30 protein-coding genes are annotated in these 24,720 nt (G+C 60.6%); 8 read left to right on the top strand and 22 right to left on the bottom strand.

The genetic code is table 11. The annotated features are described in order from the left end of the window. Positions 1-97: 97 nt before the first annotated feature. From MIC97_RS20835 to MIC97_RS20800, 8 genes are all read right to left on the bottom strand, one after another. On the bottom strand, positions 98-310 hold the full coding sequence (locus MIC97_RS20835; RefSeq protein ID WP_239801884.1) for a hypothetical protein: 213 nt from the start codon (positions 308-310) through the stop codon (positions 98-100). Further along, positions 307-561, bottom strand: coding sequence for a hypothetical protein (locus MIC97_RS20830; RefSeq protein ID WP_239801883.1), 255 nt, complete (start codon positions 559-561; stop codon positions 307-309). Before MIC97_RS20830 ends, MIC97_RS20835 begins: the two co-directional genes overlap by 4 nt. Next, complete coding sequence (locus tag MIC97_RS20825; protein ID WP_239801882.1) at positions 558-956, bottom strand: hypothetical protein; 399 nt, start codon at positions 954-956, stop codon at positions 558-560. Before MIC97_RS20825 ends, MIC97_RS20830 begins: the two co-directional genes overlap by 4 nt. Next, positions 937-1,299, bottom strand: a complete 363-nt coding sequence (locus MIC97_RS20820; RefSeq protein WP_239801881.1) for a hypothetical protein — start codon at positions 1,297-1,299, stop codon at positions 937-939. The genes MIC97_RS20825 and MIC97_RS20820 overlap by 20 nt, the downstream gene beginning before the upstream one ends. Then, on the bottom strand, positions 1,296-1,574 hold the full coding sequence (locus MIC97_RS20815) for a hypothetical protein (protein ID WP_239801880.1): 279 nt from the start codon (positions 1,572-1,574) through the stop codon (positions 1,296-1,298). Before MIC97_RS20815 ends, MIC97_RS20820 begins: the two co-directional genes overlap by 4 nt. Further along, the gene (locus tag MIC97_RS20810; protein WP_345773569.1) at positions 1,571-2,461 is read right to left on the bottom strand and encodes a hypothetical protein; all 891 of its coding nucleotides are present in this window, start codon (positions 2,459-2,461) and stop codon (positions 1,571-1,573) included. The genes MIC97_RS20815 and MIC97_RS20810 overlap by 4 nt, the downstream gene beginning before the upstream one ends. Next, positions 2,461-2,925: a hypothetical protein gene (locus MIC97_RS20805; RefSeq protein ID WP_239801878.1), complete on the bottom strand. Its 465-nt coding sequence runs from the start codon at positions 2,923-2,925 to the stop codon at positions 2,461-2,463. Before MIC97_RS20805 ends, MIC97_RS20810 begins: the two co-directional genes overlap by 1 nt. A gap of 93 nt (positions 2,926-3,018) precedes the next feature. Beyond that, complete coding sequence (locus MIC97_RS20800; RefSeq protein WP_239801877.1) at positions 3,019-4,740, bottom strand: ParB/RepB/Spo0J family partition protein; 1,722 nt, start codon at positions 4,738-4,740, stop codon at positions 3,019-3,021. Between the two features lie 573 nt (positions 4,741-5,313). Between MIC97_RS20800 and MIC97_RS20795 the strand changes: the two genes are divergently transcribed. The 7 genes from MIC97_RS20795 (at position 5,314) to MIC97_RS20765 (ending at position 10,200) form a co-directional block, all read left to right on the top strand. Then, positions 5,314-6,321: a serine hydrolase gene (locus MIC97_RS20795; RefSeq protein WP_239801876.1), complete on the top strand. Its 1,008-nt coding sequence runs from the start codon at positions 5,314-5,316 to the stop codon at positions 6,319-6,321. A 71-nt stretch (positions 6,322-6,392) separates the two neighbouring features. Then, positions 6,393-6,857 carry an ATP-binding protein gene (locus MIC97_RS20790; protein WP_239801875.1) on the top strand — a complete coding sequence of 155 codons (465 nt, stop codon included), beginning with the start codon at positions 6,393-6,395 and terminating at the stop codon, positions 6,855-6,857. A 17-nt stretch (positions 6,858-6,874) separates the two neighbouring features. Further along, positions 6,875-7,699, top strand: coding sequence for a nucleotidyltransferase domain-containing protein (locus tag MIC97_RS20785; protein ID WP_239801874.1), 825 nt, complete (start codon positions 6,875-6,877; stop codon positions 7,697-7,699). Then, the gene (locus tag MIC97_RS20780) at positions 7,687-8,481 is read left to right on the top strand and encodes a class I SAM-dependent methyltransferase (protein ID WP_239801873.1); all 795 of its coding nucleotides are present in this window, start codon (positions 7,687-7,689) and stop codon (positions 8,479-8,481) included. The genes MIC97_RS20785 and MIC97_RS20780 overlap by 13 nt, the downstream gene beginning before the upstream one ends. Positions 8,482-8,772: 291 nt before the next feature. Continuing rightward, complete coding sequence (locus MIC97_RS20775) at positions 8,773-9,078, top strand: hypothetical protein (RefSeq protein WP_239801872.1); 306 nt, start codon at positions 8,773-8,775, stop codon at positions 9,076-9,078. 62 nt (positions 9,079-9,140) lie between these two features. Further along, positions 9,141-9,704, top strand: a complete 564-nt coding sequence (locus MIC97_RS20770; protein WP_239801871.1) for a hypothetical protein — start codon at positions 9,141-9,143, stop codon at positions 9,702-9,704. Beyond that, complete coding sequence (locus MIC97_RS20765) at positions 9,697-10,200, top strand: hypothetical protein (protein WP_239801870.1); 504 nt, start codon at positions 9,697-9,699, stop codon at positions 10,198-10,200. The genes MIC97_RS20770 and MIC97_RS20765 overlap by 8 nt, the downstream gene beginning before the upstream one ends. 223 nt (positions 10,201-10,423) lie before the next feature. Here MIC97_RS20765 and MIC97_RS20760 read toward each other — a convergent pair whose 3' ends face one another. From MIC97_RS20760 to MIC97_RS20725, 8 genes are all read right to left on the bottom strand, one after another. Continuing rightward, positions 10,424-10,924: a hypothetical protein gene (locus MIC97_RS20760; protein WP_239801869.1), complete on the bottom strand. Its 501-nt coding sequence runs from the start codon at positions 10,922-10,924 to the stop codon at positions 10,424-10,426. Then, entirely contained in the window at positions 10,885-11,322 is a 438-nt protein-coding gene (locus MIC97_RS20755) for a hypothetical protein (RefSeq protein WP_239801868.1), read from the bottom strand. Before MIC97_RS20755 ends, MIC97_RS20760 begins: the two co-directional genes overlap by 40 nt. Positions 11,323-11,437: 115 nt before the next feature. Beyond that, entirely contained in the window at positions 11,438-12,652 is a 1,215-nt protein-coding gene (locus tag MIC97_RS20750; protein ID WP_239801867.1) for an MFS transporter, read from the bottom strand. A gap of 171 nt (positions 12,653-12,823) precedes the next feature. Further along, positions 12,824-13,246: a hypothetical protein gene (locus tag MIC97_RS20745; protein WP_239801866.1), complete on the bottom strand. Its 423-nt coding sequence runs from the start codon at positions 13,244-13,246 to the stop codon at positions 12,824-12,826. Beyond that, positions 13,239-13,499: a type II toxin-antitoxin system Phd/YefM family antitoxin gene (locus MIC97_RS20740; protein ID WP_239801865.1), complete on the bottom strand. Its 261-nt coding sequence runs from the start codon at positions 13,497-13,499 to the stop codon at positions 13,239-13,241. Before MIC97_RS20740 ends, MIC97_RS20745 begins: the two co-directional genes overlap by 8 nt. 77 nt (positions 13,500-13,576) lie before the next feature. Then, positions 13,577-18,682: a DEAD/DEAH box helicase family protein gene (locus MIC97_RS20735; RefSeq protein WP_239801864.1), complete on the bottom strand. Its 5,106-nt coding sequence runs from the start codon at positions 18,680-18,682 to the stop codon at positions 13,577-13,579. 85 nt (positions 18,683-18,767) lie between these two features. Next, positions 18,768-19,178, bottom strand: a complete 411-nt coding sequence (locus MIC97_RS20730) for a DUF3085 domain-containing protein (protein ID WP_239801863.1) — start codon at positions 19,176-19,178, stop codon at positions 18,768-18,770. 8 nt (positions 19,179-19,186) lie between these two features. Continuing rightward, a complete protein-coding gene (locus MIC97_RS20725; protein ID WP_239801862.1) occupies positions 19,187-19,789 on the bottom strand; it encodes a DUF1419 domain-containing protein in 603 nt (200 codons plus the stop codon). Between the two features lie 322 nt (positions 19,790-20,111). On the opposite strand from MIC97_RS20725, the gene MIC97_RS20720 reads away from it, so the two are divergent. Beyond that, positions 20,112-20,351, top strand: coding sequence for a DUF1778 domain-containing protein (locus MIC97_RS20720; protein WP_239801861.1), 240 nt, complete (start codon positions 20,112-20,114; stop codon positions 20,349-20,351). 180 nt (positions 20,352-20,531) lie between these two features. On the opposite strand, the gene MIC97_RS20715 is transcribed toward MIC97_RS20720, so the two are convergent. From MIC97_RS20715 to MIC97_RS20690, 6 genes are all read right to left on the bottom strand, one after another. After that, positions 20,532-21,059, bottom strand: a complete 528-nt coding sequence (locus MIC97_RS20715; RefSeq protein ID WP_239801860.1) for a RidA family protein — start codon at positions 21,057-21,059, stop codon at positions 20,532-20,534. A gap of 25 nt (positions 21,060-21,084) precedes the next feature. Next, positions 21,085-21,777 carry a hypothetical protein gene (locus MIC97_RS20710; protein ID WP_239801859.1) on the bottom strand — a complete coding sequence of 231 codons (693 nt, stop codon included), beginning with the start codon at positions 21,775-21,777 and terminating at the stop codon, positions 21,085-21,087. Positions 21,778-21,788: 11 nt separating this feature from the next. Then, positions 21,789-22,949: an MFS transporter gene (locus MIC97_RS20705; RefSeq protein ID WP_239801858.1), complete on the bottom strand. Its 1,161-nt coding sequence runs from the start codon at positions 22,947-22,949 to the stop codon at positions 21,789-21,791. Between the two features lie 76 nt (positions 22,950-23,025). Further along, entirely contained in the window at positions 23,026-23,424 is a 399-nt protein-coding gene (locus tag MIC97_RS20700; RefSeq protein ID WP_239801857.1) for a MerR family transcriptional regulator, read from the bottom strand. A gap of 61 nt (positions 23,425-23,485) precedes the next feature. Then, positions 23,486-24,019, bottom strand: a complete 534-nt coding sequence (locus MIC97_RS20695) for a DUF2165 family protein (protein ID WP_239801856.1) — start codon at positions 24,017-24,019, stop codon at positions 23,486-23,488. Continuing rightward, the gene (locus MIC97_RS20690; protein WP_239801855.1) at positions 24,016-24,714 is read right to left on the bottom strand and encodes an HAD family hydrolase; all 699 of its coding nucleotides are present in this window, start codon (positions 24,712-24,714) and stop codon (positions 24,016-24,018) included. Before MIC97_RS20690 ends, MIC97_RS20695 begins: the two co-directional genes overlap by 4 nt. Positions 24,715-24,720 lie beyond the last annotated feature (6 nt).

Genomic DNA, 24,720 nt, shown 5'->3' with positions numbered 1-24,720 from the left:
CCCGATGGTTCCTCCATTACGTGCCCTCCTATTCTGTTCGTCAGACTGTATCCGATGCGCCGTCCTTGCGCACGGAGCTTTTGGACAGCTGGCAACGTCAACGCGGCTTTGCCGCTTTGCGAGTCTTGTCGGCGATTGCCTTGATGGCGGCGCGAGCCTCGGCTGACGTGTCGAAGCCCATGACGCCGCAATCATCATAGAAGAAGAGGCCAGGGCGAAGGGTCACGATGATGCCATTTCCCAGCGCACGTTCGTCGTCCCAGTATTCGACGAGGGGATGGCCGGGGCCCGGCCGCACAGTCCGGCTCATGGCTTTGATCCTGACTGATCGTCCGAGCCGGTTTCTTCGCAGGAACCAATAGTCGCATCGTAGTGCGCAAGAGCGCGCACGATCCGTTCGCAATCGGCATCGAATTGTGCGATCGCCGTCCGCGAACCACCAACAAGCGTTCCGATATGCCGCTCGGCGCCAGGCCTCATCAAAAAGAGATTTCGGCGCGTGCTGTCCACCGTCGAGGTCGCGACATAGTGGGCCGCCGATAGGTCTCCCGCCTTGCTCATCGTACGTCTCCAGATCGATCATCGGCGATGGCGTCCGCCCGCGCGATCACGGCGCGGGCTCTGGGCAACCAGAGCTCGAAATCATGTTGGGAGAGCCCCATCGGCTGGGCTGGTTCCCTGAGAAGAGCCAGAAGCTCGGCGAACATGGCGGCCTTGCGTTGCATGGTTTCGGCGAAGCGGTCGGGAACAGGCAAGCCCTTTCCCGAATAGGGCGAACCGCCCTCCCATATACCGGTAATATGGGTCTCGCCGGAGGTGTCGACGTCCTCTTTTCCGTCCTCCCAGCCCTCATCCTCCATGGCGCTGACACAAGCCGCCTCGACGGATGGGGCGTCGTAGCTTCTGTGCCGGTAGACCGGCAGGTGATAGGTTGTTTCAATCGTGTAGCGTGGCATGGTGCCATCCTTTCGTGTTGAGGGTGTGGGTTCGGTTGCCTGGTGATCGCCGGGCTCGAAGCCCGGCAATCGCCGTTTCCTCACGGGCCAGCTGTTCCCGCAGCCCGTTGAGTTCACCGCGGCGTTCGAAGGCAAGCGCGTCGACCTGCGCTCGGAACAACCGCTCGTCCTCCAAGGTCCAGGGCAGACGGCAGCGGCGGAGCAAGCCGGACTTCGACCTGATGGTGAGGGTCATGCGTTTGGCACGCTCACGCATCTGCCGCTCGAGGAGATCGAGCTGGCCACGCGTTCGCCGGCAAGCCGCTTCCATACGGGAGAGGTCATGCTCATCCAGAGCCTTCATGGCGGGCTCCGCATTTGACGCGGTGCTGGCGAGCGCGCCGCAGGCCAGTCCGGGAAAGCTGTCACGTCCGGCTCATAGGTCGGCGAGACATCGACCGAGACGATCGATGCTGCAAGGTCTTCGCCGGCAACCGCCCAGTCGATGAGTGGCGACTGGGCGCCGCCATTCTGGCGCATGGCTTCGCTTAGGATCTCGTTCAGCGCAGCATTGATCGCAGGGCGCGGTTCCGGCCCAACCTCGAGCAGGAGGTGGACAGCCACGAGATAGGTGGTCATGTCCGATCCTCCGGACCGATCGGCCCTGCGAAACTCGATGGGCCGCGATATCGACGGTGGCGGACCTCATCGATGACGAAGCCGAAGGGGTGTCCGGAGGTGCCATATTCATCCTTCGCAATGAGATAGCGCCGGATCGGCGATTGCTCGGTGCGTGTTCCTCCCTTGGTGGCGATGACTTCGGTGAAACCGGGTTCATGGTCGGAGTAGAGTGCCGAGACGACGATCCAGTCGTCGGCATGCCGCTTTTGGAAGGCGCGGCGGTCCTTTTCCCGCGATTCACCTGGCTCGAGCATACGTCCGAAAATCGCTTCCCAGGCATCGGGCCAGGAATCGCGCACGGTCTGGTCCGCGTGGCGTCGCTCGAGGGCGGTGAACAAATGCGGGAACGTCAGTGCGACGATCGCCCATTCGGCATCTTCTTCGTACCAGCCGCCCCGAGATCGCAGCATGGGATGGACTTTTCGGTTCCGGTCCGCCGAGAGCTTGAAACCGCCATGACCGGCAGTCGAGTGACAGACCACTCCCTCGGCATAGATCGTCGCCCCCTGCGACGGGCCCCAGGGCGTATTGGCGGAAGACCGGATTTCATGGCGGCCCAGAGCGGATTTCTCGCGCTGGTGCTCGGCGAGTTCCAAGACCTTGGCGCGGAAAGCCGCCTCGTCGGCGAGTTCGCCAGAATGGCCATAGAAATCGTCACGTCGCCATTCTTCGAGTGGCCTGCGAATTGTCCAGCCGGTCGCGAGGAAGTGCTTTCCATCTCGCGTCGGCACCATTGCGAACGCCGTTTCGCCGACAAGGGCGACAGCCATTCCGTCGGCGCTGCAACCAAAGGAGACCCCGGGCAAGCCCGGGGCGTTATGGTCATGGGCTACGGCGGTTGACATTATGCCGCCCTCCCCTCGACCGCGTCTGCTGCTGCCTCGTCGGCGGTCACCTCCTCCAGCACGGCATTCGGATAGCCATGTCTTGAGAGCCATTCTTCGGCGGCGGCACGATGCGGAGCAAGATGAACCAGTTCGGCATGTTCGCCGGGTCGGTCGAAGACACGCACAGACCCGACGGGGGGCCGTTCGACAATGGTGAACCGGAAGGTCGAGCTACGCGAAAACGTCCGATGGACGCGAATGACGGTGACGCCGCTGCTGGCAAAATCACTTTCGTGCAGGGAGAAGCTGGCATTGTCATTGGATAGGCCGCCACCTTGTTTGCGAATCAGGCGGCCTCGGCTGTTGTTGCCCTTCCATTCGGCGAGCTTTTTCCGATGCCGTTCGGGTGGTCGCGCGGTGCCGTCGGACCAGGCCACGATCGCTCCGATCGGCGCCGAATCGAGAATGCTGTTTGCGGACATTATGTCCTCCTGTGAGGTGCGATTGAAACGAAACCGCCACCGGTGATGTGCCGGCGGCGGGAGGATTGCATTCGGAAGGAAAGTTGAGCCCGGCTATTCGGCCGCCTCGCGGAAGCCTTCGGAGTAGGCCTCATCGGCCTCAGCCGCGGCGGCCGGCTCTTCGGCATGGTCATGTGCCGGTTCAACGGCGGCGTCACCGTCGAGTTCATCCTGCTCTGCCGGCGTGCCGTCATCGTCGTCCTCGACGACGGTATTGCTCGTCAGCCAGCTGTTGAGCGCTACGGCGTCCGGCGAGAAGAGCGCCGAAGCGTGGACGAAATGCTCCTCCTTGAAGTGCTCGACCAGGGCCGCCCGCGTATCCTTGACGCGCTGGCGCGGCAGGACCGGAGTATCCTGGCAGGACGCTTCGAGCGCCGGACGCGACAGGCACGAGAGGAAGTCCTCCGTGCCCATATTGCTGAGGAAGCCATCGGCGCCGATCGCGTCGCCGGCGACGAGCGCCAGGATCCCGGACTTCGTCGCGTTCTCCCGGCATGAAAGCACGTCAACGAGGACGCTTCGCGCGGCAACGCGCAAGGTGTCCATGTCGAAGGCGAGTTTGCCGTCCTGATTGAACAGCGTCGCCGCATGCCGCCCGAACCGCTGTCCGTACTGGAAATAGCCGCCAGCCCCGGTGTCGACCCGCACGTTCTGCCCGGCGAAGGCGAGAACGAGCAGCGCCATCAGCGTGTCGTCCTCGATCGGCGCACGAGAGAGTGCCTCGTGCAACGCATCGGTGCGAAGATCGCCGATGATCTCTACACCCTTGCGCGTGACATCGGGACGAGCCTTGGAGACAACGATCTCGCCCGCCGCTTCCGAAGCGCCGGCCGTGCTCTTCTTTTTCTCCTCGGGCATGCGGAAGTGAACGGTCTGAACCTTTCCGTCGCGATCGAGATACATCGCCGTATGATCGGATTTCGATGGCTTGCCGTACACGCGCTCGGCCTTCTTGGGCAGCTCGGGCTGCCCCCAGGTATTGGCCTCCGTGATGACGCCCTTCTTGGGAAGGTTCTGGGTCATCCACTCCTGCTGGGCGCCGAGGAACGCCTCGACATTGGTGGTGTAGCGGCTGTCCTCATCGGCCGGTGCGAATAGATCCTCCACCCATGCGATGCCGTAGGCTTGAGCGAGGTCGTCGCCGAAGCTGGCGTCACGCGCATACATTCGGGTTTTGGTCAGCGCATTGGCGACGCTCCACCACGACACTTGCGGATCGCCTTTCTTGGGCTTGTGTGCCTTCCAGACCTCTTTCTGCTCCTCGGGCGATGCCGCGGCGATCGTGCGGAGCTGGTTTTCATTGGGCATATCGCCCTTGGCCATCTGATCCAGCATCGCCGGCAGCACATTGGCCATCAGCCTGAGCTGGCGGACACGGCGAACCGACAGGGCAAGTGCGACCGCGATCGCCTCCTCGGTCCAGCCGAGGGCGACCAGGCGCTCGATCGCCCGCCACTGATCGACAGGGTTCAGCGGCTCGCGGGCGATGTTCTCGACCATGGAACGCATCGCGCCGTTGTCGTTGGCGGCTTCGACGACAAGAACCTCGATCTCATCAAGACCCGCCTTGATGGCCTGCTTCACGCGACGATGGCCGGAATCGATTGTGTAGCCGTTGCCGCCATCGGTCTGCGGGAAAATGACCGGTGGCTGCACGATACCGACAGCCTTGATCGTCGCCAGCAGCAGGGCGTCGGCCTGCGGCGTGGACTTCGTCTGACGCGTGCGGTCGGGATTTTCGTTCAACGATCGCGGATCGACCTTCATGATCTGCATGGGAATGCTCCTTCAAGGGGTTGCGGACGCGGCCAATCGCTGCGTCCTTTTCCGTCTTCTTCCCGAAGACACCCCCAGACCCGCGGATCGGATGGGCCGGAGCAATTGCGGCCGAGCATCCCTGCCCGGCTGGCCGAGCGGGGCTTTCAGCCCTGCGAAGGACGACGCGGCCGGGATCGCGAGCGGCGCGGTTGAGCGCAAGCGTCAGCGGTCCGTCCGATCCGCGAGCGGGCTTTCCTCCCCCTCCTCTTTACTTTCCCCTTATTCTTCCCTTCATGCCTCAAGAGAATGGCCCGCCATGTTCGGAAACACGGCGGGCCATTGCGTACTGTCAGGCTGGACCGGCTACACATCAACAATCCCGTCGATGTCGGCCGCCAGGTTGGCGTGTACCAAACCGAGCGGACAACGAGGCCCAGGTGGGCCGGGATGCCGAAGCAACGGTCACGCAGCTCGATGAAAGCGGCGACTACAGGGTTCTCATAAAACCGGTGCGCCCGGGCATCTTGGTCCGTGCGCGCCAGAAATCCGCCGTCTTTGCAGGTTTCACCCCGCAGTGAGAGGGAGACGCCCATGCTTGTTCGACGGTTCGCATTCCTGGCTGTGATCTGCATCCTGGCCGTGGGCCAGGCACGCGCGCAGGCGTGGGAAGACATCGATCCCTCGACCGTGGGCTGGTCAGTCGAGAAGCTGGATGCCGCACTTCGGAAAGCGAAGGCGCTCAAGCCGACCGCGCTGATGATCCTGCAGGACGGAAAGGTCATCGCCCGGTCGGGCGACGTCTCCCGCAAGGTGAAAATGGCGTCGGTGCGCAAGAGCCTGCTGAGCGCGCTCTACGGCATCGCCGTCGAAGAGGGACGCATCGACCTCTCGGCAAGCCTTGCCGACCTCGGCATCGACGATAATCATCCCCGCCTGACGGATGAGGAGAAGACCGCGACTGTTCGCGACCTGCTGACATCGCGCTCGGGCATCTATCACCCGGCAGCGCATGAGACGGCCGACATCAGGCGCAAGCGTCCGGTACGCGGCAGCCATGCGCCCGGAACGTTCTGGTTCTACAACAACTGGGACTTCAACGCTCTTGGAACGATCTACCGGCAGCAGACCGGAGAGGACATCTTCAAGAGTTTCCAAAGCCGCATCGCCGAACCGATCGGCATGGAGGACTTTTCAATCGAGGACGGCCGCTATGCCCGAGAGAAGCTCTCAGAGCATCCGGCTTATCCGTTCAGCCTCAGCGCCCGCGACGCTGCGCGTTTCGGACAGCTTTTCCTGAACGGTGGAACATGGGGCACGACGCAGGTCATTCCCGCGACATGGGTCAAGGAGTCGACCGCAGCCTATTCCTGGGCGAAGCGCATCCGGCAGGGCTATGGCTATATGTGGTGGACCCTGCCCGAAGACACCTGGGGGCCAAATGCCTTCTACGCTTCCGGTTATGGTGGCCAGATAATTGCTGTCGTCCCCTCGAAGCGGCTTGTCGTCGTCCAGACCGTCGACCTCAGTCAGAATCCCAAGGGTGTCCGCACCAGCGCGTTCATCGACGTGATGAAAGACATCGCCAGCGCTTCGCCGTGATAGGCTGCAGTTGATGGCCGAGCTTGCAATCGCGTCCTCGGCTGAATCCGGAAACCTTGGAAAGGCTGGATATGAGCGACCGTCCCATTCTGCATCTCATTTGCGGCCTTCCCGGTGCAGGGAAGACAACGCTCGGCAAGCAGCTGGAACAGGCGGTCAACGCCATCAGATTTTCGCCGGATGAATGGCTGTCCCGTCTCGGTATCGGTTTCTACGACGAAGCCGGGAGAGACAAGGTCGAGCGTTTGCAATGGGAACTTGCCCAGCAATTGCTCCGGCATGGCAATGATGTTGTTCTCGAAAATGGTTTCTGGTCCAGGGAAGAACGCGACCGCTATCGCGCTGTCGCCGACAAGATCGGAGCCACGACGAAGATCCATTTCCTCGATGTTCCACTGGCGGAGCTGAAGTTGAGGATCGCCAGGCGCAATCATACGCGTGATCCCGACACCCCGGAAATCGACCCTTCCAGCCTGGACGAATGGGCAGGCTTGTTCGAACCGCCAAATGACGATGAACTTGCCCAGCCGTCATAGGCTTCAGGAGTTTTGCAATGTTGGACGAGGCATTACTTATCTCCGCCCGGGACCGGCTTCTTGAAACCGCTGTAAGGTTCTTCTCTGCCGAGCCTGCCATTGTCGGTATTTTCGTTGGTGGCTCGCTCGCTGCCGGCAGCGCCGACGCCTGGTCGGATATCGATTTGCGGGTTGTCGTGACGGCCGATCGTCATGCCTACTATGTCGATCAGCGTCGGGAGTTTCCGAAGCAATGGCCGGGCTTTCTGTTCAACGAGTGGATGCCCGGCGCCCAGCATTGCGTTTCCCATTTCCGGCCATTCGGGAAGATCGACATTTTCTACTACGATGCCGCCGCGCTTGCCCCGTCCCCTTGGTATCGCCTACCGATCCGGATTTTGCATGATCCCGAGGGTATGGTTGCGGATCTTATAGAGCGTTCGCGGGATTTGCCGTTCACGGGTTCCGATGACGATCTGGATTTTTCGATCAGCAAGGGCTTGGCCTCTGCCCATGAAGCCTATCGGCGCGCGCGGCGCGGCGAGCTCTTCTATGCCCTGTCGCTGCTGGACGAGCTGCGCCAGCATATCATGCAGGCCGACGACTGGCTCCATGATCGGACTCCGGAATCGGCCGTGTTGGCAAAGTTCGACATCAGGGGGAGCCGGGCCATCGTTGCAGCCCTCAAAGCGTCGTACGGCCCGTGCGAAGCCGACGCCATCAAGTCGGCGCTGCGCTTGCTGGCGGAAACCTATCGCGCACAGATCATGGAGCTGCATGACAAGTTCGGTCTTGCGCGTCCCCTCACCTGCGACCTTGAGGCGATAGATATTCTAAAGGAGGGCTTCTCGTGTCATCCATAACGTCCGGCAATGCAGAGCAGTATGGCGATAGCCGTAAGCTCGCCGCCCGCGCCCGCTTGAATAGCGAATACACGATTGCCGAAATGGGCTGGTTTCCGTGGGTGGCAAAGCAGCTCCCCCTTGAACCTGCCGACAACATTCTTGATGTTGGGTGCGGTCCCGGCTGGTTTTGGGCTGCGGCCGCGAGCGAGCTACCGCACAACCTGAACCTCACCCTTTCCGATCTCTCGCCGGGCATGGTTCAGGAGGCGGTTGAACGATGCCGGCCATTGCCGTTCGCGTCGGTCACAGGCCAGCAGGCCGACGCGGCAGCCCTGCCCTTTGGGGACGGTTCCTTTGATGCCGTGATCGCGATGCACATGCTCTATCATCTGCCCGACCCATCGAAGGGGATTGCGGAAATGTATCGGGTCTTGAAGCCGGGCGGTTTCCTTGCGGTGACGACGAACGGGGCCGGGAACATGCGGGAGCTGTATGCGCTGACAACCGTGTTCGGCAGTGCGCCTTTGGACCCGGCTGGCGCAGCCTTCGGATATGACGCCGCCGAACAGATCATGCAGGCCCAGTTCGGCAATGTGACCATGACGCAGCATCCGGCGCGCCTGCGGGTGACGGAGCCGGAGGACGTATTCCTGGCCCTCACGTCCTATCCACCTGGAGACGCGGCCGACGAGGCGCAGCTTGCCGCGTTTCGAGATGCCATCACCGGCGCGTTTCAGGCTGGAAATGGTGTTCTTGAGGTTGGCAAGGAAAGCGGGCTGTTTATCAGTCAGAAGGCTTGAGCCGTCGCCGGCTTGGGGAGTTTTGCGGCAAGGAGAATCCTAAGTTCCGCAACAATTTAGCGTCTTGTGGGGCAGTTCCGGCCAACTTGATTCCGACAGAGAGATTGCATGAGACGAGTTTTCAAGTTCGCAGGTCTTTTCCTGGGCCTGTTGATCATCGCGGCTGTTCTATACGGCGGAAAGGGATACTGGGATGCCCGGTCGGACGCGCCGCAATTGCGTTAGCGCTCAGATGATTTGATAGCGCAGGGACGAGGCGTCAACGAAGAATTCCGTATCGCGCACGAACGCATGAGACCAGGCGAGCCCTGTGCCTACGTCATCGTCGGCGGCAAAGACAATCTGGTGCACGGGTGGTGGACGGGAGCGGCCGGACTGCCTGATTACGAAATCATGCGCATCGCATCCGGAAAGCTCGAACGCATTGATCCCGCCAGGTTCCACGCTGCACACAAGCAGGATCCCGATACCCGCCGTACGGCCGATTTCGACGTCTTCAGATTGCCTCCCGGCTTCTCGCTGCAGAAATCCGCCGGGGCTCTGGTCGCCTCACGTGGGTTCAGGGTTGCCCATCTGCCTTGGTTGAAGCCACCCTGACCGCTGCCTTTCGCCTTCGTCTCCCTGAGGGTATGCTGCCCACGGGTTCAGAGGGGGGATCGATGCTCAAATACATGGCTGCCGTTGCGATTGCTGTCGCCGTATTTTCTTGGTCGGCCATATCCATGGCGGCCGACGCGGCGCGGGAAAAGTGCACCTGCGATCTGAAGGATCCGACACTGAACAACGGGGCTTCTGTCAGGAATGCGACCGCGTGCTGGTCACATGAGGACGAAGATCACGAATGGTGCGACATCTCAGTGCAGGCGATCGAAGGCGATGACCGGCACCAGACGATCATCTCCGAACTCATTGATCTGCAATCGCAACCAGAGGAATTGACAGCCTACCTGCAAGCACAGGCCGTATCCGCGTCCGAGGCGTTGGATGTGGAACCAGCCTTCGCGGAGGCACGGAATCAGCTCCCAGTTCTGATGTCCCAGTTCAGCAAGCTGACGTCTGCGTGCATAGAGGGCTTTGTCGCTCACGCGAAAGACCATGTCCCGTTCGACGATATCGAGGAGGGCGCTTTCAGGTGCCGTGTCGGCGAGACGACGGGATGGCTACGGATGTCATTCCAGGTCGGTGATATTCGATTTGTCTACATGGTCGCCCCGGATGCTTAAGAAAGCCGCATGGTGGATCGGTGGCGTCGTGGCAGCGGCCATTATCGGCCTCTATGTCGTCAATTGGTGGCAAACCAATATAATGACCCCTCCGCCGCGACCGATCACGCTCGACTTCATCGATGTCCAAGGTTGCACGATGGGCAAGCTCGTCGAAATTCGCGATCGCCAAATGGGCAAGGACATCCCGCTGACCAACGGCGCTGACACCCTTACGATTTGCGACGACCAGTCACTGCAGGCGGTCAGGTCTGAATTGCCGAGAGCACTGGCCAATCGGATACCGGGATGCCTAGTCTGGCGCGGCAAAGATAGCGGTGGGCTCGCTCTGGTCAGAAAGAGCGATGCCGTATGCGGTCTGCCGGATGGCAAGGGCTATATCTGCGATGGCGAGAACGCCCGACATCCGCTCGGGAACAGCGCCATTGGCGATTCAATGGAGCCAGTCGCCCCCTGCCCGCCTGAAATGTTCCGCCGCTTCGGCTTCCAGTCCTGATCGGCTGCCGTCATCGGCAAAGTTCGCTGCCCTGGCGTCCGGCTATGGCGAGCAGGCTCTTGCCGTCGTTCCATCAAAGCGTTTGGTGGTGGTGCAGATCGTTGACCCGGCACAGACCGCGAAGGGCGTGCGAACCAGCCATTCGTCAAGCTGTTGCGGCAGCTTGCCGACGCTGCAGCTTGACGAGCGGCGATGCGAGAGGTGGCAAGGGCGAAAGATCGGCCTAGCGGCTGGAGCTTTGGGGCTTCTGGTCCGGCCGCACGTACATCCGTTTTCCAGCGAAATCGACAAACACCGCATGGTGCTGCAGAAAGTCACCTCCGAGAAGGCCAGTGGCCCCGAAGTGTCCGGGGCTGTCCTCTATCAGGAAGGCATGGACGGAAGCTGCGGTGTCGCCGAATTGGGTGTCAACCGGAATGAGGCGGCATCCCTCTTGCTCCAGGCTTGCATAAACGCTTTGGCACGGCACGGCAGCGGCGGTATCTGCAATGCGATCGGCAACCGCAAAAGAAATGGTGGCCCCGGTATCGAGCACCATGTCGTGAGGTCGGCCGTCAATCATCGCTTCCAGCACAAGCCCCTCCTCCGAGTGACGGAAAGGCACCTCAATCCAGCCCGGCTCCCTGTCCGGATCAAAACCGGACGCTGCATCGAAAACCGTCAGCTCTTTGGAAAGATAGTCTATCAGGATGCGTTGTCCTTTGAAGAACCCGAGACCCAGCACTGATGATTCCGGAAGCGAGCTATCCTCCCGCACGGTGATCCCCCAGGGGGAAAATTCGACGCCGCGAATATCTCGAAAATGCGCCCGGCCACCGAAAGCTCATCAATCACAAAGCGGGCGTTTTCCTGAACATTGCCGGCCATGTCGCTGGAGCGCTGCATTTCGCCAATGAAGCGGACACCTTCAATGCGGTCCAGCAGGTCGCGACGCAGGTGCAACCCTTCCTCCGAACCCGTATCGAGGTTCAGCACATGTGATGTCCCGTCGATTTCCAAGTTGACCATAGGTATCGAACGCTTGTCGAAGGTGATGGGCAAAACCAGATCGGCCGCGTGCGACGGGACTATCGCAAAGGACGCTGCCAGCAGGGTGATCGGAAGGACGATTGATAATTTCAAGAACATCACCATGAGACGAATAGGCGGATTATGCTTGGCAGATCGGAATTTCGGCAAATACGGCACCAACGGTCGAAAAATCCCCCGGAATTGGGCCGTCCTGTGCGCCCGAATGTTACTTCAATCCTTGTTTGATACCCGCACTGCGCGCCCAAGTTAACAGCGTCGCTGCCAACGTCAGGGCTGAAGCCAGAAGGAACGGCATTTGCAATCCAACGAGATCTGATGCCAAGCCGATTATGAGCGCTCCCAGAGCAGGCCCACCAATGAATATCAGCGCGTAAAAGCTGAGAACGCGCCCTTTGAGCGCTTCGGGCGTCTGGATCTGCATCAGAACCTGGGTGCTGACCGACGAAGCGAGCATGCCACCCCCGGCAATAAAAGAAATCGCCGCTCCCGCAATCTCATTGCCAATGAGCACAAGTAGCCCTGTGCATACGCTCATCGCGGTGCAGGCCAGAAGAATCGTGTCGAAGGGCGACTGCCTCGCATTGGAAGCCATCCAGACACCGCTCACGGCTGCGCCCAGCCCCATGATGGAGCTGAACAGGGCAAGAGTCCCGGCACCGCTCCCGTAGATGGTGTCAGCGATTGACGGCAGCAGTTCGACGACTGGTCGCAGAAAGAGCGACGAAATCGTCATCAAAGCCAGGGTCGGGAGCAGCCCTTGATGGGATGTGGTGAATCGAAATGCCTCAAGGGCATCTCCAAAATACCCGGTTCCAGTTCGCCCCGTGGTCTGTTTCGGGTCGAGCTTCAAGGTGGACAAAGCAACAAGAAAAACAAGAAAGCTGACGGCGTTGAGAGTGAACACGACACTCATGTCTCCGGCTGCGATCCAAAAACCGGCAAGGGCCGGCCCGACGAATCTGGACAGATTAAATGCGACGGCGTTCACAGCTATGCATGTTGGCAGTTCCTCCGTCGGGACGAGTTTTCCGATCACCATCAAGCGGGCCGGCTGGTTCACGCCCATTGCCAGGCCATGTATCAGCGTCATCAGCACCAGAAGCTCGATGCTCAGTAGATCAATCGAAAACAGGATGGCGATCGCCACGGCTTGCACGAACGCCACACCCTGCGCGCCCATCATTATCAATCTTGGGTGGCCCCGATCTGCGAGCACACCGGCAATGGGACTGAGCAGCACTATGGGAAGCAGATCGGCACATGCGACGACGCCGAGCCAGAAGCTCGATTCCGTCATCGACCAGGTCAGCCAGCCGACTGCAATTTTCTGCATCCAGCTCCCCACCATCGATGCAGTGGTGCCGATGAAATAGGTTCTGAAATTGCGATGGCGAAATAGAGCCCTGGCATTGGAGAACAAAAATCAGCCCGTCCCTGTCTAAGGAACATAACAGGAACACACTTGCTGTGAAGCGTCAACACGTCGAATGGACGGCTCGCCATGTTCCGCTGTCAGCCCGAGCAACTTCCTCAATAGCGGGCGGGTCCTGCTCATGGAGCGATCGGACTTTGCCTAACCGATTTTGGGTGTTCAGGTGCGATTGATCCGCGCCGATCCGGTCGCCAGAAACGGTGCGAAGGCTTTTCGGATCGTTTCAAGGAAGGCCTCGCTGAAGCGGCCAATCGGAGCCTGACTCTGGTCGAGATAGTAGGATCGTTCGAGCACATCGTAGTTGCACTCGCTGATGGTGATCCAGCCACGCGCATATCCCGTCAGTTTCGCCCGGCGCAGTTCAAGCGTGGGGATCTCGATAGCCTGCTGCCCGTCGAAAGGCGGCTTCGACGAAATCGGCAGCAGGAGCAGGTGCGTCAGCCCTTGCTTGTCGACGATGGTCAGGATCATGCAGACGGGGCGATCTTTTTCCCCATGCTCCCGGTCCGGGTTCTCGTCGACTTGCCAGCGCCAGAGATAGGGGTAGGAGACGATGTCTCCGCGCCGGAAGCCGTCACTCATCGGTCGAGGACTGGTATTCGGCGGAATCCTTCTCCAACTGCTCCAGGAACATGGCAGCAAGATCGTCGGGCATCTCGCCGGCCTTATAGGCGCGGCGCGGGTCGGCGTGGCCTTTCAGCTTCTCATAAAGCTCCACCGGCATGACCACGACCGAAGGCCGACCATGCTTGGTGAGCGTGATCGGCCGTTTCTTGGCCTCATCATGATAGCGCCCGAAATGACGCATGAATTCGACGGTTGTGACGGTGTCCATGACTCAAGCCTTTCTGTCTTCGTCGAATAATACAGAAAATACAGAATTGGCGCAAGCCACGGGCTTCGTTGTCTGGGTTATGCCGCCTGCTTCGCCCCGTCGCCTATATCAATATCCTCGGCCAGCGCCTTCTCAATCTCTCCGAGCTGCCTGCGCTTATCCGCCAGCTCGCCGGCGAAGCTGAATTCATCACCCTCTCCACGGGATTGATAGGATGCCAGCCTGCGGCGGGCGTCGGCGAGGCGCTGGCGATAGCGCTCCTGTTCCCGCTCGAAGTCACCGAGTGCGTTTTCGAGGCGTGAGACGGCTCCCAGCGGTGTGACCGTCATGGAAAGCTCGATCTCATGATCGGCGCCGGTGCGCATCAGCATGGTGGTGTAGCGATAGCCGTCCTTGCCGAAGCGCTGACCCTCATATTCGAGATCGAAACCTCCGATCGATGCAATGACCGTTTCGCCCTCCTGCTGGAGTTGCACCAGGGTCAGGATTTCCTTCATGAGCGCCCTGCCCGCCTCCTTGCGCTCGGAATAGACTTTGCCCGCGACCGTCATGGCGAAGGCCTCGCCGGTGGTCGGAACCAGCTGTTCGATGTCCTGACCGATCTCGGCAATACGCCGGGTCGAATGTTCGATATCGCGCTCGGCATCGCGGATTTGGCGGCGCACAGCGTGCTGGTCATCGATATGAGCGGCGCGCAGGCGTTCGAGGCGGGCGATATCGGCTTCGAGCCCTGCTTTCTGCATCAGGCGTTGGTCGCCGCTGGCGATAGCCTTGGCCATAGCGAACTGGCTGGCCTGTCCCTCACCCATATCCTCGAGCCGGCGAATGGAGGTGTCGCCTGACAGCGCCGCCGCGATGAACCGGGCCTTGCGCTCGTTGTTTTGCCACATCGTCGCGTCGAGGCTGCCCTCTGTTGCATAGGCGAAGATATCCACCTCATCGTGCTGATTGCCCTGGCGGACGATGCGGCCCTCGCGCTGCTCGATCTGCGACGGGAGCCAGGGCACGTCGAGATGGTGCAGCGCCTTCAGGCGAAGCTGGGCGTTGACGCCGGTGCCCATCGTCTCCGAACTGCCGAGAAGAAAGCGGACCTTGCCGGCGCGCACATCGCCGAACAGGCGCTGCTTGGCCTCGGTCTTCTTGTAGTCCTGCATGAAGGCGATTTCGGAAGGCGGCACGCCCATTCGGATCAGCTCGTCGCGGATCCAGCGATAGGCCGAGAACCCCCGCGTCTTCTCGACATTGATCGTGCCGAGATCGGAGAAGATCATCTGTGCTGCGCCCGGCAATTCGAACGGCTTGCCGTCTGGGCGGACATAGGCGTTTCCAGCGGTCTCCTGCCAGATGCGATAGGCATTCGAGATGAGATTGTTGAGCTTGTTGTCCGGCTCGTTGTCATTGTCGGCGTCGACCAGGCGCAGGTCGATCGCCGCATGGCGGCCGTCGGTGATGACGGAGAGCAGGATGTCGTCGCCCGGCTCGGGCGGACGCTCGCGCTCCTCGATCGCGTTGATGCGGACATCGAGCACAAGCTGGTAGCGCTTGAACGCGGAGCTCGGCTTCGAGGTGACGATCTGGCGCTTGCCCGTCGAGATCGCCGGCACCTTCACATATTGCCGCAGGTCACCCGGCATCACGACATCCGCGAAAGAGCGGAACATCGCGATCAGCTCAGGGACGTTGACAAAACTGGCGAAGCGCGAGACCGGCTTGTATTTGCCCGAAGGCTGGAGCTCTAGTTCGGTCGTGGTGTCGCCGAAGGTCGACGCCCAGGCATCGAACTCATGAAGGCCGCGTTCCATCAGGGCGGCGTGATCCATCAACCGCTGGACCGAGAACATCTCGCCCAGCGTGTTGGTGATCGGGGTGCCGGACGCCAGAACGAGCGCCCTGCCCGGATTTTTCGTTTCGATGAAGCGGGATTTGACGAACAGATCCCAGGCCCGTTGCGAGCCGTTCGGATCGACACCCTTCAGCGTCGACATGTTGGTGGCGAAGGAGAGTTTGCGGAACTCCTGCGCCTCGTCGACGATGATCTGGTCGACGCCGATCTCGGCGATGGTTAGCAAATCGTCCTTTCGCGTCGACAGCGCTTCGAGCCGTTCCTGCAGTCCCTCCTTCAGGCGTTCAAGGCGCTTGCGCGAAACACGGTCATCGCTCTCCACCTTGGTGAGCAGCGTCTCGTAGAGCTCCAACTCGTCATGGATCATCTGCTGCTCGAAAGCGGAAGGGACGCCGATGAACCGGAATGCCGAATGCGTGATGATGATCGCATCCCAGGTCGCCGTCGCCGCGCGCGACAGGAACCGTGCCCGCTTGTCCTTGGTGAAGTTCGTCTCGTCGGCGACGAGAATGCGGGCATTGGGATAGAGCGCCAGGAATTCGCGTGCCGCCTGTGCCAGGCAATGACCGGGAACGACCTGCATGGCCTTGGCAATCAGTCCGAGCCGGCGCTGTTCCATGATGGCGGCCGCCATGGTCATGGTCTTGCCGGCGCCGACGGCATGGGCCAGATAGGTTGAGCCTGCCGCGATGATGCGCCAGATACCGCGCATCTGGTGCCCATAAAGAGTAAAGGCGCCCGAGGCGCCTGGAAGCTTGAGATGATCGCCGTTGAATTTTCGCGGGGCGATGTTGTTGAACCGGTCATTATAGACCCGCGCCAGCCGGTCGGTGCGATCCGGATCGGACCAGATCCAGTTCTGAAACGCGGTCTTGATCTTTTGCAGTTTCTCCTTGGCCGCCTCGGTATCGACGACATTGAGCACACGCTTCTCGCTGTCGCCGTCCTTCACCGTATCGAAGATCTGCGGCACCCGGCTGTTGAGCGCATCGGCGAGCAATTCGCCGGCGTGACGACGGTCCGTTCCCCATTCCGATGTGCCAACGGCAAGATAGCCAAGCTGGCGCGCATCGACAGTCCATGACGCCAGTTCAGGCATGTGGTGGATCTTGATGTCGGTGTTCATCGTCTCCTTGACGAAGGCGACGACATCGGCGGCCGGTATCCACGGCGCACCGAGACGCGCCGTGATATCGGAGGGTTTGAGATCGGCAGGCTGCACACCCTGCAGCGCCGTGACATTTCGCTCATAATCAGGGTCGAGTGCGGCGGCGGCTTCGGCGACCTTCAGCTTGTCGCGGACATGACCGGAGAGATAAGCATCGGTCGTCTGCCACGATCCGTCGGCAGGGTCGCGGAAGATGGCGCTGCCGAGCTCGGCGACGACATCGGTAGGGTCACGGTGCAGCAGCTCGGCGATATGGTCGAGATCGACGCGGCCGCGCTCGTTGAGCACGACGGCGAGCGCATCGGCGGCCGAGGTGATGACCGGCGGCGCTGGCGGCGAGATCACCCGCTCGGTGAAGATCGGACCGGGACTCGCGGTGTCGTTTTCGAGGTCATAGTCCTCGACGGAAGCCACCAGCCAGCAATCTGGATCATCCACGAAAGGCTGGAGGTTCGGGCGCCGATGACTTTCGCGCGTCTCGCCGGTCTCGGAGTCTTCCGTGATGGAAACGACCGTGCTGTTGATCGGACCGAACTCCCGCACGAAGCTCGACCAGGCGATACGCAGCCTGACCTGAAGATCCTTCCAGGGTTGGTCGAACTCCTGCGCCTTCAGTACCTCCCGAACCGCGTCGCGCACCGGTACCAGCTTGCTGATAATCCGGACATGCTTTTCCGGGATGCCGTCGCCGCTGCGGCCCTTTCGAACCTTGATTGCAACGGGCTCGCCATCAATGACCTGCATCAATCCCTTGGCATTGTCGACAAAATAGCTGCCCTCGCGCACATGGCGATCGGAGGGCAGATCGGCGATGCCGCCGTCGACATCGCCCTCCAACTCGAGATCGACCGGGGTGGGTTCGCCGTCATAGAGAGCTTCCGGAAGGAGAAGGACGGCGGCCGATAGCGCGGCAGCGAGATCCTCGCCCTTGTGTGGACGGCATGTATAGGTCTCGCCGAACGGTCCCGAGGTCAGCGCATGCGTACCCAGCACGAAGTCGGGATGACGCGCGAACCAGCGATTGATCCGGATCGCGCCTTCATCGTCGGTCGCCGACCGTACCTCGTCTATATCGAGCCAGGAGAGATCGCCCTCCGGCTCACCGACCTTGCGCTTGCGGAAGAACAGGATGTCGACCACGACATCCGTGCCGGCGTCGGCGCGGAAACTGCCTTCGGGCAGGCGGATGGCTGCGATAAGGTCGGCCGACTTCGCGATATGCTCGCGGGCGGTGCTGTCGGCCTTATCCATCGTTCCGGAGCTGGTGACGAAGGCGGCAAACGCGCCGGGCTTCAGCAGGTCGATGGATCGTGCGATGAAGTAGTCGTGCAGACGAAGGCCCATCGAACGATAGGCCCGGTCAGATCGTACCGTGCGGTCGGAGAACGGCGGATTGCCGATGGCGAGGTCGAAACTCGCCGGCAGCTCGCTGCGCGCGAAATCCCCGGTGACGATGCGCGCGCGGGGCTGCAGCAAACGGGCAATGCGTGCCGTCACCGGGTCGAGCTCGACGCCGGTGACGTGCGAAAGGTGGCGCAATGCTTCAGGCATCAGCGCCGGGAACAGGCCCGTGCCGATACCGGGTTCGAGCACCCTGCCCCCGCGCCATCCGAGACGCTGAAGCCCGGTCCAGATCGCCTGGACAATGAACTCCGGGGTGAAGTGGGCATATTGGGTGCAGCGGGCGAGCGAGGCATAGTCGATCTCGCCAACGGCATCCTCGAGTGCGGAACCGATCTCGTCCCAGCCTTCGCGGAACTCGATCTCACCGGGGCGACGGAAGACGCCATTGGCAAGATCCGACGCGCCGAAGCCGGTAAAGCGGATCAGCTGCGCCTGTTCTTCCACTGTGGCCGGGCGCTCTTCAGCCTCAATCTCGCCGGCCAGCCGTATTGCCGCAACGTTGTCGCGAGCTCGCTCCTTCCAGCCACGAGCGAGACTGCGGTCAGCGTCGAGATGGAAGTTCTGTGCGACGCGCGGGCCTGGCGAGACAGTCGGTCGGTGTCCAACCAGCTGTGCCGGCGCGACAGGCCCCGGCGAGGACGGTGTTGGATCGTCATCGTCATCATTGGCCGCAAAATCACTGCCGAAGGCCGTGACCCCGAGGCCGAGCCCGGATGAAATCGACGTGCTGCCGAACATGTCGAGGGTGAAAGGATCGTCGTGTGACATGGGGATGTTCTCCTGAGTGAGGGCGCGCGAAGCAGCGAAGCCGGTCATGACCGGCGGCTGCTCGCACGCGAAAAAGGGGGAAGTGTCAGGGGCGGATCGGCATGTGAACCGGCGTCAGCGACATGCTGGTGTCGGTCATCTCAACCCGCAGATGGGTGGCATCGGGCATGGCATCGAGCAGGCGCATGACCTCGACGGCATCAAGGAAGTCGATGCCGTCATCGCCCCCGAAATACCGGCGCTTGTAGTGCCAGTAGTTGGGATTGGTCGAAGGGTTGCACTCATCGGCATAGCAAACGAGGGCCTTCTGCCCCTCCGCGAGCTTGCCGTTCGAAAGCAGATAGACCCCTTCGTCCCCGACCAGCCACAGGCCGGGGATTTCGCCCTCGCCAGGCCGAAGCCCGTAATAGGGATTGCGGAAGCCGCCATTGGCCGCGGCGTCGGATTGTCCGCGCGCGATGACGGCGCGCACCTGATCGACCGGAAAGGTGAACATGATCCACCTCACGCCGCGATGCGTTCGGGAAGATGCCGCAGATGCACCGGCAGCTTCGCCGCGATCTCATCGTCGGTGAGGTCTTCCAGCAGCTTCAGCGTCGTGCCCCGACGCCCACCATAATAGAGAACCGTACGCTTGCCCCGATTCACCGGAAGCCACTGTTCTCCTGCATAGCCGCGATATTCATCATGGGTGGCGCTCCAAATGTGCTCGAGGCGCTCCTCATGCGTCATCGCCTTGACCGGCCACGACTCGCGGTCGACGATGGCGTCGCGCATCTCGACCGGAGAGCGCGCGATGGAGAGGTCGCAATAGGCGTGGAAGTAGCGGAACCTGCCGTCGATGCGCAGCGTGTAGAAAACGCTGGTGATCGAGCCGGTGAGAAACTCACGCATGGCGAACATCTCGCCGCGCATCCACAACGGGGGCAGGATATCGAGCATATAGTCGTGCTCGATCTTTCCAACCTCGAACCATTCTCCGCGAAACAGCGCGCTGTCGTCACCCTCCCATCGGCTGGGGCGTTGGGCGTGACGATCGAACAGGCGGAACATCTGCCGACGGTCGGCGATCCCGAAATAGATCTTGCGGATGGGGGAAAAAGTCATTGGCGGGCTCCTTCAGCCTCGTCGGGGCCGGAGCGCGGTTCATCCCTCGCGGATCACCATCATCTTCAGCCCTTCCTGACCACTTCCCGCGGCCGCCTCTCCGTCCGGGCGAGTCAAGGGCCGGCGCAGCCGGGCGAAGCTTTACCCTTGACGCGATCGGCGGGCATGCGGCACGCCCTCTCCTTCTTCCCTCTCCTTCGTTTCCTCATTTGTATTTGCGTCGAAAATACGATCAAAAATCGGCGCCTGCACTGGCATATTCACCGCAGACGAGGATAAGGAATTGCCTAGAGCCGCAGCCGAAAATACAAGCCTCTTTCACATGCAGATTCCGCTATCCGACATGGCACGCTTGATGCGGGCGGCGACACTTGAGCGCACGAGCTTGAAGGAGTTTGTGCTTCGCAACGCTCTGCAGGCGGCTGACACCGTAATCGAGAAAGCCGAGCGGATCAGTCTCGATGAAGAACAGACGAGGTTCCTGCTCGACCTCCTCGACAATCCGCCAGAGCCAAACGCGAAGTTGCGTAGCGCAGCACGCGCGCTTGCCCAGCGCGAATGACGCTTCCGGCCTGGACCGAACAGCTGACCGCAAGGTCTCACAACCGGGAGACGTTGGGTTGCGCACAGGCGGACCTCAGTGACTACCTGATGCGACATGCCCGACAGGTGCATGAAGGTGGCGCGTCCAAAGCCGTTGGACGCGTTGCGTTTTCTTGTTTATTCGCGCCTAGATCCATGATCATAGGGCGGCGATCGCATCTACTTCTACACGGATGTCCGGGCTGAAGAGTTCAGCAACACCGATAAGCGCACTGGCAGGTGGCCGATCGCGATTGATATGCCGATCGCGCACGGCGCGTATCACCGGTAATTCATCCGGCTTGAGATCGCGCACATAGATCGTCATGCGCGCGACGTTGGAGAAATCTGCATCAGCAGCGGCAAGGGTCTTTCCTAAATTGAGAAAGGTCTGGTCAAGCTGGACCTCAAGTGACGAACCGGCGACAACGCCGTCATCATTCAGAGGCACATGGCCGGACAGAAACAACAGCTTATTGCTCTCGATCAGCATCGCCTGCGAGATGTTCGGAATGGTGCTGCCTGCCGGGTTGATGGCACGCATAGGCGTTTGGTCCGACATTCTATCAATTTCCTTGGCATGAGTTGATACGGGCGCTGCGCGAGGCCTGCCAAACATGGATATGGAGCCTATCGCGGCGGAAAAGGCTGCGATGCCGGCAAGTTGCAGCGACTTGCGGCGGTTCATTCCGCCATCAATCTCGTTTGGGAGATCAGGTCGAGCGCGCGGCAATGCCCTTCTCCTCGAGCCATGCATCGTGCAGCCACTTCTCCGTTCCGCGATGCCCTGGGAAGGTGATCCAGTGAATATCTCGCTCAAACACCATGACCTTGCGGTCAGCACCGACGATCACCCACATCCACAGACCATCTGCGGTGTTGCGCATTTTCATCTTCATGCCGGTAAGGGTAAGCTTCTCCGTGCTGCCATTACGCGTGACGCGCAGGGGTTCGTGGTGAGGCTCGATCCAGCTCACTTTTAACACCGGGAGAAGATCAGGCGCGGCTTTTGCGAGGAAATCCATCGCGATTTCCCGGGTCTCCTCACGAGACGGCAATGCGCCGCCGACCAGATCGAGATCCATCCGTGCAAAGCCCTTGAGGCGGCCGTTGCTTGCGATGATCGTACTGAAATGCTCGCCGCCAAGTGCGGCATTACGGCCGTCTGAACGCTCATAGCGGGCCAGTTCGGCCTCCTCTCCATCGACTGTGACGTTCCGACGGGAAGCCGCCTGATAGGCGGCAGGCATATGTTGGGTGATCAACGCGGAAACCGGTTGCTGATCGATGGCTTCAGTTAACATGGTTTTGCCTTTCCTGGTGTCAGCCGAGACGCCGTTCGTGACGGCGGCGCCGGTGAGAAGGCCGAGAATGGCCGCTGCGATTGCTTTGCGTGTGATTGGCATGGAGGGCTCCTTCACTTTGCGGTCGACATAGAGGTGGTCTTACGGCGCATGCTGATGGTGATGACGAGAGCAGCGACAACCAGCGTGATTGCCGGCAGGAGCCAGGTCGGCCCGCTGCCATAGGCGGCCAGGGCCTGGGCCACGGGCGGAGCGACACTGGCGCCGAGGAAAAGGCTGAACGTGTAGACAGCTAGCGCGAGGCCGCGATTATCGTTCGTCGCTTCCGAGGCGACCGTGCCGATCAGGCCGGGAACCGCGAATGCAACGCCAGCGGACACGATGGCGCTGGCGGCAAGCACGGCCACCGAAGTGCCGAGCGCGGCAAGGCTTAATCCAAATACCATAATCACCAGGCCGAGACGCGCGGTAACGGAGGGACCAAAACGACGAGTGACCGGAGCTGCTGCGATGGTCAGCAACAGAGGTGGCAAGCCGACGAGGCGCAGGCTCTGAAGATCTATCGCAAGCCCGTCATTTAGCGCCTGCGCACCGCTGTGGAACATGACAAAGCTGAACAGCACAGTGAATGCGGCAAGCCAGCCGGGAGGAATCGCCGCGTTTTGCAGAAGTGAGCCGATGCCGGGTTTGGGACGGGTGGTTGGCCCCGCAGCCTTCAAGCCGCCCTGCCCTGCATTGGTGGTGAATTGCAGACCGACGGCACCAATCAGATAAAGTGGAACGATGGCAAACATGATAAGAGACAGGTCGCCGATCTCTCCGCCAAAAAACTGTGCGAGCGGTGCTGCTCCGAGGAACGCGAAACTCATCAGGGAAATCCCGAGCGGGCGATGCGCCTGTGGAAGATCTTCTGCGATTAGGGAGAGGGCGGCCGGTGGAAACAACGAAGCAGCAAGCCCCTGGACGGCGCGCAGGATCAGAAGCAGGCCAAAGCTGTTTGCCATGCCCACCAGAATGGTAGCAATCGCGGTCAGGATCAGCCCTGCCAGAATAACTCGCTTTCGGTTGAAGCGATCTGTTAGCGGTCCAAGGATCAGGAAACCGGCGGCATAGGCGAACCCAAACGCGGTACCGGCAAGCGCTGCCTTGGACGCCGTGACACCGAAGTTTGCGGCGATTTGCGGTACGAGAGGGATGGTGACGTATAGCTGCCCCACGATTGCGAAGCCGCAGAGCATCAGCAGGCCGAGAAATGTGTAGTTGCGTAGCGCCATCAGGCGGGGACCTTATCTATATGTTACGTCAGGTAGAGATTGAAGGCATGAGGGTGCGCTTCGTAACCTTGCCTGCTCAAGTGTCGCGGGCTGAATGGATCAGGCCCTTCATCCGCTCGATATTCGCCTCGAGCTCGCACTTGAAGGACGAGAGCTCGCCAAGTTGTATGGCCGTCTTAGTGAGTTGGGTTTCGAGTATCTGAAGCACCTTTTCTTTTCCTTTTATCCCGCTCGGATCAGAGAAATACAGATCAATGACACTGGCGATGTCGTCGAGGCTGAGCCCGAGCTGTTTCAGAACTGCGATCTTTTCCAGCCGCTTCACCGATTCATCGTCGTAGTAGCGATATCCCGCTCCTTCCCGCTCCGCCGGCTTCATCAGACCAATGCGTTCGTAATAGTGGATGGTGCGATGGCTGACGCCCGTGCGTTCAGCCAGCTCACCGATTTGCATTCTTCCCGAATGACCGTTCATGATGACAACTCTGAATCTCTATCTGACGTTCAGTGTCATCTACGCTTGGCGTGGTGAATCGTCAATCGGACGCGTGGCCCGACATGCTGTCAGGGTCTCCTTCAAACTGGCGGTTTCCGACAAAAAGTATGGCGAGAATGCTAAGCAACAGAAGCGTCATGTGGACTTGTTGGATCGCTCCTTGCTTGATCCAATATCCGAACCACATTCCCCCGCACATGAAACATAGCCACAGTGCCATGAAGCAGGTCAGGGCACGGATTGACGTATCGCGGACATCGTCGGGCAGGGTCCGCCGACCACGCAATGCTGATACGGCGCAGCCCCACGCGGCTTTCCAAAGGTAGGCAGAGATCGCAACCTGGAAAATTGCGACGCCCCAGAGGACGACCGGAGCGATCCAGCGCGGAAATGCCCGCCATAGAAGATCTTGCCCAAGACCGTTCGGCTCGCCGGTGAGCAGAGTCATTTCGAACATCGTTCCGAGATGGAAACGATTGGTGTTCGGGTCAGCGATGTTGTTGAGCACCGCAAGCGTCATCCAGCCGGCAAGTCCGATCATCAGCACCGATTTGCCTACGATTTGCGCATTCATGCCGCCGCCCCCTCCCTTTTAAACTCCTCGAGCCCCGGCAGAACGGACCAACCACGGGCGCGCGCAATATTGGCAAGTTCTCCCGTCATACCGATCGCGGTTGAATGTCCGACGGCCTCGAGCAAGGGAAGATCCGTCCAATGATCTCCATAAGCGTGACAATCGGCAAGATTGATGTTCAGCGATCGGGCGAGCTGCTGCGCTGCGACCTGTTTGCCGACGCCGATCATGACAGGTGGCAAGATTTCACCATTATAGATGCCGTCATTTTCTACCAAGCGTGTGGCAAGGATATATTCGGCCCCCAATTGGCGGGCGACCGGCTCGAGAATGACACACGCAGAACCTGAGACAAACGCGATGACATCGTCCCTCGATCGATGAAATTCCAATCGGTCCAGGCCGGAAGGGATGTAAAATCGTGAGGACTTGCCTTGCCGTTCGGCAAACCACTCCCTCGCAAGACTCTGCACAGTGGCGCTTCGGAGCCCGGAGAAGTGGCGCCAGAATCGAACATTAATTGACGCGCGATCGACGCCCTCTTTGTTGAGACGCTGCATTTCAGCCGTGATCGCTGCGCCGTCGATCGCGGCTTCCCTGTCTCCAAGGAAGCCAAGAAAGTCGAACATGCTCTTCGTAGCGATGAGGGTTTCATCGACATCGAAGAATGCGATGCATTTGTTTTTGCGAGCCATGGTGTT

The organism is Aquamicrobium sp. NLF2-7 (genome assembly GCF_022359935.1).
Taxonomy (GTDB): domain Bacteria; phylum Pseudomonadota; class Alphaproteobacteria; order Rhizobiales; family Rhizobiaceae; genus Mesorhizobium; species Mesorhizobium lusatiense.
This window is presented reverse-complemented; position numbering and strand designations above follow the sequence as displayed.

Excerpts from the sequence above, each read along its gene's own strand:
- MIC97_RS20835 (WP_239801884.1), bottom strand. The coding sequence starts at position 310 with ATGAGCCGGACTGTGCGGCCGGGCCCCGGCCATCCCCTCGTCGAATAC.
- MIC97_RS20830 (WP_239801883.1), bottom strand. The coding sequence starts at position 561 with ATGAGCAAGGCGGGAGACCTATCGGCGGCCCACTATGTCGCGACCTCG.
- MIC97_RS20825 (WP_239801882.1), bottom strand. The coding sequence starts at position 956 with ATGCCACGCTACACGATTGAAACAACCTATCACCTGCCGGTCTACCGG.
- MIC97_RS20820 (WP_239801881.1), bottom strand. The coding sequence starts at position 1,299 with ATGAAGGCTCTGGATGAGCATGACCTCTCCCGTATGGAAGCGGCTTGC.
- MIC97_RS20815 (WP_239801880.1), bottom strand. The coding sequence starts at position 1,574 with ATGACCACCTATCTCGTGGCTGTCCACCTCCTGCTCGAGGTTGGGCCG.
- MIC97_RS20810 (WP_345773569.1), bottom strand. The coding sequence starts at position 2,461 with ATGTCAACCGCCGTAGCCCATGACCATAACGCCCCGGGCTTGCCCGGG.
- MIC97_RS20805 (WP_239801878.1), bottom strand. The coding sequence starts at position 2,925 with ATGTCCGCAAACAGCATTCTCGATTCGGCGCCGATCGGAGCGATCGTG.
- MIC97_RS20800 (WP_239801877.1), bottom strand. The coding sequence starts at position 4,740 with ATGCAGATCATGAAGGTCGATCCGCGATCGTTGAACGAAAATCCCGAC.
- MIC97_RS20795 (WP_239801876.1), top strand. The coding sequence starts at position 5,314 with ATGCTTGTTCGACGGTTCGCATTCCTGGCTGTGATCTGCATCCTGGCC.
- MIC97_RS20790 (WP_239801875.1), top strand. The coding sequence starts at position 6,393 with ATGAGCGACCGTCCCATTCTGCATCTCATTTGCGGCCTTCCCGGTGCA.
- MIC97_RS20785 (WP_239801874.1), top strand. The coding sequence starts at position 6,875 with ATGTTGGACGAGGCATTACTTATCTCCGCCCGGGACCGGCTTCTTGAA.
- MIC97_RS20775 (WP_239801872.1), top strand. The coding sequence starts at position 8,773 with ATGAGACCAGGCGAGCCCTGTGCCTACGTCATCGTCGGCGGCAAAGAC.
- MIC97_RS20770 (WP_239801871.1), top strand. The coding sequence starts at position 9,141 with ATGCTCAAATACATGGCTGCCGTTGCGATTGCTGTCGCCGTATTTTCT.
- MIC97_RS20765 (WP_239801870.1), top strand. The coding sequence starts at position 9,697 with ATGCTTAAGAAAGCCGCATGGTGGATCGGTGGCGTCGTGGCAGCGGCC.
- MIC97_RS20745 (WP_239801866.1), bottom strand. The coding sequence starts at position 13,246 with ATGAGTGACGGCTTCCGGCGCGGAGACATCGTCTCCTACCCCTATCTC.
- MIC97_RS20740 (WP_239801865.1), bottom strand. The coding sequence starts at position 13,499 with ATGGACACCGTCACAACCGTCGAATTCATGCGTCATTTCGGGCGCTAT.
- MIC97_RS20735 (WP_239801864.1), bottom strand. The coding sequence starts at position 18,682 with ATGTCACACGACGATCCTTTCACCCTCGACATGTTCGGCAGCACGTCG.
- MIC97_RS20730 (WP_239801863.1), bottom strand. The coding sequence starts at position 19,178 with ATGTTCACCTTTCCGGTCGATCAGGTGCGCGCCGTCATCGCGCGCGGA.
- MIC97_RS20725 (WP_239801862.1), bottom strand. The coding sequence starts at position 19,789 with ATGACTTTTTCCCCCATCCGCAAGATCTATTTCGGGATCGCCGACCGT.
- MIC97_RS20720 (WP_239801861.1), top strand. The coding sequence starts at position 20,112 with ATGCAGATTCCGCTATCCGACATGGCACGCTTGATGCGGGCGGCGACA.
- MIC97_RS20715 (WP_239801860.1), bottom strand. The coding sequence starts at position 21,059 with ATGAACCGCCGCAAGTCGCTGCAACTTGCCGGCATCGCAGCCTTTTCC.
- MIC97_RS20710 (WP_239801859.1), bottom strand. The coding sequence starts at position 21,777 with ATGCCAATCACACGCAAAGCAATCGCAGCGGCCATTCTCGGCCTTCTC.
- MIC97_RS20705 (WP_239801858.1), bottom strand. The coding sequence starts at position 22,949 with ATGGCGCTACGCAACTACACATTTCTCGGCCTGCTGATGCTCTGCGGC.
- MIC97_RS20700 (WP_239801857.1), bottom strand. The coding sequence starts at position 23,424 with ATGAACGGTCATTCGGGAAGAATGCAAATCGGTGAGCTGGCTGAACGC.
- MIC97_RS20695 (WP_239801856.1), bottom strand. The coding sequence starts at position 24,019 with ATGAATGCGCAAATCGTAGGCAAATCGGTGCTGATGATCGGACTTGCC.
- MIC97_RS20690 (WP_239801855.1), bottom strand. The coding sequence starts at position 24,714 with ATGGCTCGCAAAAACAAATGCATCGCATTCTTCGATGTCGATGAAACC.